General features: G+C 45.6%; 7 protein-coding genes and 1 tRNA gene. 2 read left to right on the forward strand and 6 right to left on the reverse strand.

Annotated features, from left to right (window positions below):
• From IPH84_00005 to IPH84_00030, 6 genes are all read right to left on the reverse strand, one after another.
• A partial coding sequence (locus tag IPH84_00005; protein MBK7171626.1) for a hypothetical protein occupies positions 1 to 588 on the reverse strand: 588 nt, incomplete at its 3' end.
• Positions 522 to 2,240: a hypothetical protein gene (locus IPH84_00010; GenBank protein MBK7171627.1), complete on the reverse strand. Its 1,719-nt coding sequence runs from the start codon at positions 2,238 to 2,240 to the stop codon at positions 522 to 524. The genes IPH84_00010 and IPH84_00005, both read right to left, overlap by 67 nt.
• A 14-nt stretch (positions 2,241 to 2,254) precedes the next feature.
• Positions 2,255 to 4,051: an exo-alpha-sialidase gene (locus IPH84_00015; protein ID MBK7171628.1), complete on the reverse strand. Its 1,797-nt coding sequence runs from the start codon at positions 4,049 to 4,051 to the stop codon at positions 2,255 to 2,257.
• A gap of 1,270 nt (positions 4,052 to 5,321) precedes the next feature.
• Positions 5,322 to 6,419, reverse strand: coding sequence for a hypothetical protein (locus tag IPH84_00020; GenBank protein MBK7171629.1), 1,098 nt, complete (start codon positions 6,417 to 6,419; stop codon positions 5,322 to 5,324).
• On the reverse strand, positions 6,377 to 9,433 hold the full coding sequence (locus tag IPH84_00025) for a fibronectin type III domain-containing protein (GenBank protein MBK7171630.1): 3,057 nt from the start codon (positions 9,431 to 9,433) through the stop codon (positions 6,377 to 6,379). Before IPH84_00025 ends, IPH84_00020 begins: the two co-directional genes overlap by 43 nt.
• A 584-nt stretch (positions 9,434 to 10,017) precedes the next feature.
• A tRNA-Arg gene (locus IPH84_00030) sits at positions 10,018 to 10,090 on the reverse strand.
• 195 nt (positions 10,091 to 10,285) lie between these two features.
• Between IPH84_00030 and IPH84_00035 the strand changes: the two genes are divergently transcribed.
• Both IPH84_00035 and IPH84_00040 read left to right on the forward strand, forming a co-directional pair.
• The gene (locus tag IPH84_00035) at positions 10,286 to 11,077 is read left to right on the forward strand and encodes a PAS domain-containing protein (protein MBK7171631.1); all 792 of its coding nucleotides are present in this window, start codon (positions 10,286 to 10,288) and stop codon (positions 11,075 to 11,077) included.
• Positions 11,074 to 12,579, forward strand: a complete 1,506-nt coding sequence (locus IPH84_00040; GenBank protein ID MBK7171632.1) for a response regulator — start codon at positions 11,074 to 11,076, stop codon at positions 12,577 to 12,579. The genes IPH84_00035 and IPH84_00040 overlap by 4 nt, the downstream gene beginning before the upstream one ends.
• Positions 12,580 to 12,701 lie beyond the last annotated feature (122 nt).

Below are 12,701 nucleotides of genomic sequence, written 5' to 3' on the forward strand. Positions count from 1 at the left end.
GTGCAGTTCAATGGAAACCAGGTCAGCCGTATCCGCAGCAAAATGATCTCCATATTCATCCTGTGCTTTGCTCATGATACCGCCACCATTGTACAGTCCTTCCAGGTAAAGTTTCAGGTTGAGCGATTTGTCAGGTGTATTGGTGAGTGCAAAGGCCATATCGCTGAAGTGGTCGGGATCGGGAGCTGTCCATTGAATGGTGTACCATGACCCCGGAATTGGAAGGATCTTTTCTGTGGCACCACAGAGTATGGGAGCCTGGCCCCTGAAGGCTTCCTGCCATCTCCAGATAGCCGGATTATTCGGATTGACAGATGCCGTATTTACCTCGAGCCAGTACCTGGTACCTGCAATTTGGTTGAAAGGAAATGGAAGGACAAATTCATACCTGTAAATTTTACAGTTTTCATTGTTGAATGTTCCTGTAAACTGCTCTGTGATTGAATTGAATGGAACAACAATGCTCCAGACAGCAGTATTAGCCGGCAAGCATACCCCCATCGGATTATCCAGGTAGATACTTACTTTGAACTGTGCAATGCCTGAACCTCTTTTTCGATTGCACCTGTAGTTTCGTAATTTCCCCACCATTTGATACTTGTGATCCTTCCCCCGTTGCAGAGCCAGTCATCTGCTTTGGTTACTGCTTCATAATTCCCCAGTGAATTGATATAATCATTAGAATGCAAACCGGGAAGGGAGGATGAGGGTAATTGCTGCCATTTGAGTTCAGGGTTCTCATTCATGTTCACCATGTAATCTTCCACTTCTCCATCGGAGGCTAGCCCGGTAAAACTTAAGCCCGGCTGAGTGCTAATCCTGAAACGGGCATAGGTTGGACCAACCATCGCAGCAGAAGGTACCATGAAATTGAGTTGGTGGATGCCGGGATTGAGATAAAGATCGGTGAAGATATGTTCACCGGGTTGCATCCAGGTTCCATCCTTGTCAAAATCGATCCATCCGTTCAACAGGCCTCCTCCGGCAACTGTTACAGTGATCATTGCCGGCGATCCCTTTAACAATGGCCAGTTGAAAACAATACCGTCCTCGTCTGGAAGGTTGTTGTTGTCATCACCAAGCGATAAGGGGTCTGGCAATCCATCCGGTTCGGAATCTACCTGGTTGCCCAGGAAGATAGCGCCATTTAGCAGGTGACGTGCGCCATCGCTGCCCAGTAAGGTTGGATATGTTGGATCCGGAGCATCTCCAAAATCGAGTTCTTCCGGTTGTCCGCTCTCAATAGTAACCATGTAATCTTCCACCTCACCGTCAGGAGCAGGACCGATATCAGTGAGCCCGGGAATGCTGCTGATCCTAAACCTTGAAGCGGTTGGCCCAATCAGGGCATAGGGCGGCACTGTGAAACTAACAACATTCGGTCCGGCTGTTGATACCATGTTGGTGATGATTTGCTCTCCGTAATCAGTAAAGCTGCCATTGCCATCAAAATCGATCCAGCCTTGCATGAACAGGTTCACAGCCGAAGGCAATAAGGTCACCGTGGCGGTTTGCCCGGGAATCAGCGAACTGATAAAGACTCCATCCTCATCCGGCAAGTAGATGATGTCATCTCCAAGTGCCATCGGATCAGGTTGCCCATCGGTTTCCATATCAATGAGCGGGCCGAATTGTATTCCCTGGATCAACTGGTGACGCGGACCATTGCTGGCAAGCAGGGTAGGATAGGGAGGCTCCATAGCATCACCAAAGTCCATACCTGTCTGAATGTTCAGTATCCGGTAATCTTCTACTTCACCATCGGGAGCAGGTCCGGAGAAGGGAAGTCCCTGCATTGAACTCAGCCTGAATCTCGCATAGATTGGACCAGTGCTTGTGGTGGGTGGAACAAAATAGGGGAATGGATTGGGACCTGGAACTACAGGTGCATCCATCAGTATCTGTTCACCGGGATCCATCCAGTCGCCGTCAGCATTGAAATCAATCCATCCCTGGACGAAGAACCCGGCAGTCGAGAAAATGGTGAGGTTTGCAAATTGTCCCGGGATCAGGGGGGTATTAAATAATACACCATCCTCATCGTTCAGGTTGCTGGTGTTGTCGCCTGTAGCACTTGCATTTGGCTGACCTTCGGTTTCAACATCAATCAGGTTGCCCAGCATTACTCCGGGAACAACCATATGGCTGGCACCATTATTAGCAGAGAGAGTTGGATAAGTAGGATCCGGTGCATCTCCATAATCCATCAGCTGTATTATCTGGACCCTATAGTCTTCCACTTCGCCATCGGGTGCTACCCCGAAGAAGGGTAACCCTGTTGTGAGCTGATGCGGAACCGTGCAAAGCTATTGCCGATGATTGCAAAGGAGGGTACATTGAATGAGAAGGACATGAAACCGGCACTTGTCAGTGCATTGGTTATGATCTGTTCTCCCGGGTCAGCCCAGTTCCCGTTGTTGTTGAAATCAATCCAGCCCTGCAGGAACAAACCGGTAGCAGAAACCTGGATGGTAAGCGATGCCATTTGACCCGGAACCAGTCCTGTATTGAACATTACACCATCTTCATCAAGAAGGTTATTCGTATCATCACCGGTTGCCATTGCATTCGGCAAACCGTCATTCTCCGGATCTACCATGTTTCCCATGTATACCAGCGGATTGATGATATGGGACGCACCATTTCCGGCTTTCAGGGTTGGGTAAGCCGGATCCGGTGCATCTCCGTAATCAATATTGGACGTCGGGTTCTTGATCTTATTGAAAAAGATATCCCCCTTGGTATCAGTCAGACTTGAAGTATAGGCTATATAAGCATATTCATCATCAACAGCGAGTCCGGGGTACTCACCCATCCAAAATCCACTGACAGGTGTAAGGGGTGAAGGGGCTGAATTAGTGTTCACCTTCGTGTTCGGCTGGAAGCTGTTGCCACCATCTGTACTGCTTGTCATATAAATATCCCAGTTCATGTCAGCCGGGTCATTCCTGCGATCATACCAGATTATGTCTATGGTTCCGTTAGGTTTTACACTCATCCAGGGCAAAACCTGGTCGTTCAGGCTGTTGTCATCATTGATTTTGAAATTTATAAGCCAGGTCTGTCCTCCATCCGTTGATTTACCGAATACGATATTAGCCTCATCCAGTCCTGCGAATTGAGCAAACACCAGGTAAAGCTCCTGTGAATTGTTCGGGGATGTTTCAATGACCGGAGCTCCTTTTGCAAGGACATCGGTTCCCCCATTCAGTCGAAGGGGAGGCAATGGAATGGTTATCACAGGATGATCCGCAGCCATCCAGGTTAAACCACCATCGGTTGACTTATTCAGGTATATGGTTCCGGAGCCTCCTGTTGTGACATTATAATCCATCCAGCAGATATAGATGGTGCCATCCGGGGCAATGGCATGATTGGGCATATTGGCAAGGTTATGGATGCGCTGATTGATGGTTATTATGGGAGTCCATGTGATGCCTCCATCGGAAGAACTTGAAAAATAGATATCACTTTCCGGTACCGGATTCTGCCATCCCCTGTCTTTAATCCATACTGCATAAATCGTATTGTAATAAGGACTGGAAGGATTGATATCTGCAACAATCTGGCAACGGTCGTTAAAACGGTAGTTCGTGTCAGGGTTGGAAACCGGTTTGGAATCATAGGAAATCAGGTAGGGACCTGTCCAGTTCACCCCTCCATCGGTTGACTTATGTATGTAGAAACCGCTCTCCTGGCCGTTCGTCCAATCGTAATCGGTGGAAATATGCGCAACATACACATTCCCATTGCCATCGGCTGTTGCAGCCGGATCAAAGGCATCCAGGTAGGGTGTTCCCGCAGGATTGAGCGGGTAGGGAAGTTGCTGTGCTGTCCAGGTAGCACCTCCGTCAAAACTATGGCTTACACCTAAACCTGGTCCTCCAGGGTAGGGTTCGTCATTGTATGCTGCAACAAGAGCGGATGGGATGCCCGGAACATTTCCTGGTACAATCGCCATCGATATTTCGTTCTGAACGAAACTGTCCATCGGATCAGGATCCACTTCAGCGGTTGCCTGCATTGAGGTAATGTGGAAGGCAAGATCCATGCTTTTAACCGGAGCACCAAAAAGAATGGTCTGCCATGGAAGAATACTGCTTCTGTTGGCTGCACCACACAATATCGGGTAATACCAGCGGTTGGCTTCCTGCCACCTCCAGATAGCCGGACTGCTGGATTATTGGGCATTGCCATGATAGAAACCCAGTAATTGCTGCCCTGGATCTGGGGATAGGGGAAGGGAAGATTATAGACGTAGTAATAAACGGGACACCCTTCATTGTTGAAAAGCCCTGTATTGGTCTCAGTTATGAGGGTGAACGGAATAATGAAACTCATAATGGGTGGTTCAAAAGGCAGACAGTTGATATCGGTATATAAATTCACCATGAAATGGTTAATGCCTTGTCCACGCTTTTCCTGTTGTGCTGCATTCAACTCATAATTTCCCCACCAGCCTATCTGGGTTATTTGACCACCATTACAGGTAAAGTCATCTGCAGCCATCAGGTTGTCATGGGCATGGGTGCCAGGCAGGGCAAGGTCAGGAAGTTGCTGCCATTTATAGGCTCCTGCAGCGATAGAGACCATATAATCTTCCACTTCCCCGTCGAAAGCATAGCCTGTAAATGACAAGGCAGGCTGATGACTGAACCTGAACCGTGCATGGGTCAGGCCGGGAACTGCATTCGATGGCACGATAAAGGTCAGGAAATTATCACCGGACCATACTCCCAGGTCAGTGAAAACCTGTTCTCCCGGATCCCCCCAGGAACCATTGCCATTGTAGTCGATCCATACATTGAGTAAGGCATTTCCTACTGAGGCATTCACTTTGATCTTGCAGGGATTTCCCGGTGTTAATGGCCATAAGAAAGCAACACCATCCTCGTCATCGGGCAGGTTCAGATCATCACCTGTAGATTGGGAGTCTGGCTGGCCATCCGGTTCACCGTCAATCAGGGCTCCCAGTTGTATCCCGGGAACGACCAGGTGACGGGCTCCATCACTATTGATAAGCGTAGGATAGTTAGGATCCGGTGCATCTCCCAGGTCCATTTCTCCCAGTGGAAGCCTCACTGTTGAGTGAATACCCCAGGCATCCAGGGAGAAAGATGCAGGAATGACTGACTTTGCAGGCTGTTCCGCAGTCATAAACTGCATATAGCCCCCGGTTCCTGCCAGCGTTAGGTTACCCAAAGGGAGGGTATAGGTTCCGGGTTCTGTAATGTTCACCTGCAGGGGACCCATTCCATTATTGTCGCACAGTACTCTGAGGATCCCCGGTTGAAATACTTCAGCTACATCCATCTGGAGCATCATCCCTGTCCACAATGTATCAGTTGGATTAATATCAAACGTAAAGCTGAATGTTTCAACATGACCCGCTCCCAGACTGGCCGGACAATCGCGCAGCGAGAACGGGATCTGGTCGATGTTGGATACAAAATAAGAAGGTTGATTGATCGGGGAGAACTCGGTTGATAAGCCATCCCTGCCTCCCATTGAAAAGCCAGGGTAAATAAGTGCATTGTTTCCGATTGAGCAAGTTTTCTGTTTATATTGCAGGACGCTGTTAATTTGAATTCACCATTATCGTTGTGAATATAGAAGGTTGTGCTCTTGTTTTCATCACCATTGAACACCCGTTTTGCGTTCTTATCTGCATACCTCGCTGATCCGGGAAGATTATAGTTCCAAACCCGGATCTTTGTTTTATCCTTTGTAGTGCTGTCTTCCTTGTAAACAGTCACATTCCCGCAATTGCCGCGTTCACCCTTAAAGTCAAGGACCAATTGCCCTCCGGGAGGTACTACAACAATTTTCCATTCACAATACTTGCTCATGGGGAAAACGGTGACATTCCTTGCAGAACCTACACCTTTGGTAAGATCATCAATATGTTCTTGTGTCTCTGTTATTTTTGTGCCATGGTTAGGAATCGTCTTGCCCGAATCAGCCTCCAGGATGATCTTAATGATCAATTTTGTGAGAAGGAGTTTTTTAAGGAACTTGTCATATTCAGCCTGTGCATAGGCTACAGCTGCAGCATATGAATACCCGGCCTTCAGGGCTGCTATTTTTGCCATCAGGAAACGGGAGCCCTTTCCATTGCTCCATCCACAGGATTTGTCTGCTGGGGAATTTGCATAAATGGTAGGCTTTACTTTGTTGGGATTATTATTTACTACATTGGTGTTCAGGTTGTTTACCTCATCTACTGCATATCCGGCATAGCATTGAATAAATTCATCATAAATGGTGGAACAACATGAGTCAACAATCTGTTGCTGCATAGCTTTCATTTCTGAAGGCTGGATCCAGGGTTCTCCTTCCAGTAAACAGATATCCCCGTTTTCAGCACCATGATTGGTTACCATTTTTTGAAATGTAGCCTTTTTCCTGCCCTGTCGCATGCTTTTACTCTTTTTGCTACCTCAGCAAAAGATGCCTGGATCTTTGGTTTGTCGGCCCTGATCACCCTGCTTTGAGGAATTTTTGTTGTGTCAGCAGATGTTCCCTGGAAATAGTGCACAAAAATATTTTCAGGGCAATACTTATCATGATCAACTTTGTATTTGTAAAGTTCAGCGAGGTTTTTGAAGTATTTTGAATGGTTGTCGGATGTATTGACTCCACCACTGATCATGATGGCAAATTTGCATGGATCACAGGCTTCTGCTGGCGCTGACTGTTGTATGTTGAGGGGGACAACTTCTGCCATTGTATCATATCCCTCTATATAAATGTGATATTCTGCCACAGTAAAAATAGCTCTTATCGTATCACTGGAAGGGTAGGGGTCAGGATTCGGAATAAACCTGACAGCTCCTTTTAAAGCCACGTATCCTCCATACCAGGCTTCATCAGGCAGTGAGGCTCCTTCAAGCAGCAAAGATGAATACGGCGGCATTGGTGTGTCGGCAATAAAATCCATGTATGATTCAAGCAATAAGGAATCTTCCGGATTGGAACAATCACCTGTCACCCATATGGAATCTCCATCCTGCAGGGTCATATCGGTATAAACCTCGTGTACTGAGTAATACCTGCGTTGAGTGACCGAGATATCGTCCACATACAATTGGTACATATCCGCAACACTGTACCCATGCCAGCCAACATAATAAGTACCACTCGTTGCCGGGGTAATTGTTCCTGAAGCCTGGGAATAGGTCACATTGGTAATGGAACTGTTGTCCCAGATCATTCCACCGGTCATGCTTCCTGCATCCGGTGCTGTGCCCCATAACACCTGCAGACGTTCAGGATACGTTGCACTCTGTGCCCTATAGCTGAACTTTACTTCATAGGTTGATCCGGCATTGAGCCATAAGCCACGGGAGAAAAACCAGTCATCCATGGCAAGTGTGGTGTTATAGCTGATATTCATCGCATTGGGTGACGATGCGGGGTTTGAAGTGACTGTTTTCCACAGAACAGCATCGCCGTTGTTATTGGTAACGGTGATACAAACCGGCACAGCAGGAGCAATTACATTGTCGAAGTTTTCAGTGTAGGGAATTATGGTTGTGTCACAACTGGTAGTGAAGGGATAAGGTACCGACCAGGGACTTAGTATCCCGTTCTGACATACATTCCTGACCTTGAAAACATAAGAGGTATTCGACGCCAGGTTACCCAGGAGATGCGGGTTAGATCCGGTTGTGAATGTTGGATTACCCGTAAAAATGTAGGGAGTAGCGCCATACTCTATTTCCCATTGGGTGCCGCTGCTGTTCCATCCCAGTAAAGCTGTGTGGGCGGTTGTTGCTACTGAAAGGGAAGTTGGCTCCTGGCATAAAGGCTGGACATCAAGACAGATATCATCGATGAACATATTGTTCCCATACTGGCTTACTGCTTCGAAAACTACATACCTGTTCATTCCCATGGAGCCCGGCGGCATGTCGAAATGATATTTATACCATTGATTGGCCGTACTTTCAACCGGGTCAAAGCCAAAATAACGGTGGATGGTGCCCAGGAGTGTGGCTCCGTTCAAATCCGGGCTGAGATTGTAGTAAACATTGACCAGTTCATTGTTGTAGGCGGGATAGCCGTCATCGCGGTACATCCAGAACTCAACCCGGTAAAGGTCAGAAGGGAAATTGACGGGAGGGGAGACCAATATTCCGGCTGTTCCATTAGCCAGGTTATAACTGTTGTACCGGGTCATCCCTGCTCCTGTATGCGGTGCGCATGCAGGGTATGTTCCACTGGTTTGCCGGTCCCATGTACCCGGATTCCCGGTGCCGGCAGTCTTTATACTGGTCCAGCCATATGGGGGAAATAGCGGGACTTCGAAGCTTTCGCATGCAGGGAAAACCAGGATAGTAGGATCAGGTCCGGTTGTAAATGACCAGATGGGGCAGCCCTGAGCTTCACCATTGGCATTGACAGGAACAATCTTCCAAAAATAGGGGGTAAGGTAATTCATGTCGGGGATGGGATCATACGAGGTAGCCATCCCGACAATGGTCCCATTGTGAAGGTTTGTGGGAGGATTGTCTGTCCCTAAGAATAATTTATAGTAGTCAGGAACTCCACCTGTTCCTGCCGACCAGTTCAAGGATGCTGTAATGGGAACCTGACTGGCCAGGTCAGACGGAGATACCAGGTTGGCACAAGCCGGAGGGCCTGAAGGGGGCGTAAATACAAAAGTCGTACCGGGAGCAGGGAAAACAGTCGCTGAAAGTGTGCAGTTGGCTGTCGCAGTTCCACCCTGAATGGTGGCCATCCAGTTGGTTGTGGTCGTCCTGTTGTGGTAGTTTGTGGCTGGTGTTGAAGGTTCGCCTCTGAGTCCTACCTGGGCCGTATAACCTGCATTATTGATGAAATTTCCATACATCATGCGGATTTCATTTCCATTCTCCAGTAAACGGATCTGGAAATTAAATAGTTGCCCGGTTGAACCGTATTCCCGGTAGTTTTTCCACTGGATCACACATTCCATATTGGGAGATGCTCCTACCGTTTCCAGGCGCAATTCCGAACCGGGTTGTCCCTGCAGGTCCAGTCCCAGCGCTGAAATCCTGCTTACCAGGATACCAGGACTAATGCTGATTGTAGACGAGATTGGTAAATAGGCACTGGAGGTGGCAATATTCACGGAGGGGGTTAATCCCGATTGTCCAAGACTGATCCAGCCATTGTTATTGATCGCAATGCGGTCGAAGGCTACGCCCCCAAAAATGAAATTAAAGCCAATGGGGAATCCGGGACCAATGGTTGCAGTGCCACCGGCTGGGTTGGCAGGATCAACAAAACGCTGGTCATCGTTCGCTTCAGTTCCCAGGAGAATACCTCCATTGATTTCTGGATATGCTCCGACGTAGTTCTGGAAAATGTAGGAATTTAACGGAGTCTGACTCTGAACACTGTTTGCCAGAAATAACAGTAACGCAGCAAAAAGTAGGATTGGTTTCATATGTGTCTCGTTTTGGTTCTGGTTCAATTTTTGACCAAGCAAAATCAAGTCATACGATGAATGCATTTAAAGCGACAAATCCAGGTTTTTAATACCAGGAAAGGCAGGAAAAAATGAAATTGATGTATTCTAGAATGATGTGAAGTCTGAAGATATTGTAGAGTAACACAGTAGTTTCTGTGAATTGGATAGGGTAGCTTCAGTAAATCTGTAAGAAATCTCTCTAAATATACAATATTTATATATATAAAACAAATGAATATTTAGAAATGATACTGACTGTTAATAACTTGTAAGTATTGAATAGGATAAATTGTTAAAAGGAGATCGATAAAATTATACAGTTAATAGATCAAAACTAAATAGATTGCTTTTCTTTCTTTGTGACTATGTGTCGGGGGAGGATACCACTAATTGACTAAGAATTAAAAAATCTCAAAACCACTCAGTCAAATATATATTCTTGGCAGGTTTGCAATCTTTTAGCCGGTGGGAGCTAATATAATATGTTATTCAGGGTGTAGTAATTGTCCGTCATTTAACGGATCGCAATCCTATTCCACTTTAGGTATAATAAAAATAAGTGACCTTGGAAGGACTCGAACCTTCGACCCGCAGCTTAGAAGGCTGCTGCTCTATCCACTGAGCTACGAGGCCAGAAGAAAGAAAACTGTTGTACCCATAAAAGGCCACAGTTTTTTTCTGGGCTGCAAAAGTACAAAATGCTATTTATTATTAAATAAAAACTTTTTTTAATAGGATTTCTCTTTGAGTATATTACTTTTTTATGAAAGATCAATAAATAGATGTTAGGAGAATATACAACTCGTGTACTCAAAAATACTACCCACTGTGTACAAAACTCATCAACTGGTACTCAACTACAAGAAACTCATTCTAGCCCCTTTGGGTTTTTACATGCTAGCCGGACTTGTTATCTTCCTGGTTTACAGCATGCAAAACAGCCCTCTTCAGGTTGGACTCCCGATTCTTGGTTTTGCCACTGATCTCTTATTCTCCTTTAATTCAACCCACAGTTTCTTTAATTGGTTCCTTCTTTTTCTTTCCCTTATACTTGGCCTTTCGGTCCAACCCATTTTTGCTTCCAGCTGGTTTGCAGTTTCCCGGATTACTTCTCCTGGTTCATTTCTGTTTTCCGACAATTTTGATCTAATGACTGGTGATCCTGTTGAAAATACACCTTCTTCAAAGACTCCACAATCAAGAACTTCAAGTTTAAATGCCGGGAATAAGGGAATGATTATGGTCGCCGATGGAAAGATCATGTTCATCAATAAAGAGTTTTGCCAGATCACTGGTTATTCAGCAGTCGATATTATTGGAAAAGATTTTGTTGAATTCATTGTCCCCCAGGATATCCTTAAATATGCATCATTGATTCGTACCCCTCAGAATGAAGCCCCGGGAATACTCGGAATTGGCTTTACCTGTGAAAATGGGAGGGAGATTGAAGTGTATATTGCCGGGAATAAGAATTCCAGTGCAAATCCAAATGATATTTGCCTCTTCTATGCCAGGGAAAAGGATGTGAATCAAGTCAGCCAGTTATCTGTAACTGATTGGTTTGTTGATTCATTCAATAAGACTAACACCTTTTTCTGGATGTGGGATGAAAAGGAATGATTTATATCAGTCCGAATAGCAGGCAGTTGGTCAGGATGCCGTTAGGAATTCTGATGAATCGGCCATACTTTATGTTCAAAGCGCTGGATAAATCCAACCGTGCCAATATGCTGGCATCTTTTGCCCTTTACCAGGTTACCCATCAGTTTGATGAAGAAATGATGGTGATGGATGGAGATGACGAACGCTGGTTCCGGGTGAAACTTACTCCAAATCTTGATGCTAAAGGCCAGGTGATTCAACATGTTGGAATTGCCTACGAAGTAACCGACCAAAAGCAAAAGAGCCATGAACTTGAATTGAAATGTGAAGAGGCCGTCAATGCAAACCTGAATAAGACAGCATTCCTGGCTAATATGTCACATGAGATACGTTCTCCACTTAATGGTATCCTTGGATTTTCCGAATTACTGGCTGATCCGGATCTTACCACCCATGAAAGGGAACGTTATATAGATATTATTAAAAATAATGGAATTGCCTTGCTTTCAATTCTTACAGATATCATTGATATTTCTAAGCTGGAAGCTGGAAAAATGAAAATTCAGGAAAAGGAATTCTATCCTGCAGAACTGATCCGGGAACTTCAACTTCAATTTGCAAGGGATCCAATGGTTACCCATAAGGGATTATCCTTGAAATGGATGGCCAGTGATGAGCTTTCAGATGCATGTTTAATCAGTGATCCTTTCCGTGTCCGCCAGGTTTTGGTTAACCTTATCACCAATGCACTAAAATTTACCAATAAGGGTAAAGTAGAGATTGCACTGGAACGCTGGGGGGATCGGGCAGTATTCTGGGTGAAAGATACCGGAATCGGAATGGCAGAAGAAAACTTACCTTATATTTTTGATCGTTACCGGCAGGTAACAAGACCTGATACACCAAATCAAAATGGTTTCGGACTTGGATTAGCCATCAGTAAAGCCCTGGTGGAATTACTCGGAGGAAATATCTGGGTAGAATCCGAAGCCGGACATGGAACAGTCTTTTACTTTACTATACCATACTCAACTCCAAAACAAACTGAAATGAGCAACGTGAATTCAAATGAAACCGCTTTCCCTTATGATTGGAAGGGACGCACAATCCTGATCGCTGAGGATATTGATTTCAGCTTTCTTTACATAGAGGCCGTACTCCGCCGTACCGGAGCAAGGGTTCTTTGGGCACAAAACGGACGTGAAGCCATTGAAATGGTGAAAGTCAATCCTAGCATTGATATCGCACTGATGGACATACATATGCCTATCATGAATGGTTATAGTGCCACCCGTGAAATTGTGAAACTACGTCCCGACCTCCCTGTTATTGCACAAACGGCATTTGTTTTACCTGATGATGTGAAAGCTTGTTATGCTGCAGGATGTGCAGGATACCTGGCTAAACCCATCCGTCGGGAACAATTACTCAATACCCTGACAGACTATTTCGAAAAGATTGATCAGCAAATTGCTACTCAATCAGGAAATATGCCGGTATATCGTTCCAAGATCTCCTGAATTAGTAATTAATTCGAAGCCCATGGAATGGCCCATATTGGACTATTACAAAATGAACGCTTTGGAGTTTACTCGTGTACATTGACCATGACTAATTGAAACGCTTACCATTTACTACTACA

This window comes from Bacteroidales bacterium (assembly GCA_016707785.1).
Classification (GTDB): domain Bacteria; phylum Bacteroidota; class Bacteroidia; order Bacteroidales; family UBA4417; genus UBA4417.

What these genes read in the sequence shown, in the direction of transcription:
- IPH84_00015 (MBK7171628.1), bottom strand. Translation starts at nt 4,051, where the DNA reads ATGGATCTTGCCTTCCACATTACCTCAATGCAGGCAACCGCTGAAGTG.
- IPH84_00020 (MBK7171629.1), bottom strand. Translation starts at nt 6,419, where the DNA reads ATGCGACAGGGCAGGAAAAAGGCTACATTTCAAAAAATGGTAACCAAT.
- IPH84_00025 (MBK7171630.1), bottom strand. Translation starts at nt 9,433, where the DNA reads ATGAAACCAATCCTACTTTTTGCTGCGTTACTGTTATTTCTGGCAAAC.
- IPH84_00040 (MBK7171632.1), top strand. Translation starts at nt 11,074, where the DNA reads ATGATTTATATCAGTCCGAATAGCAGGCAGTTGGTCAGGATGCCGTTA.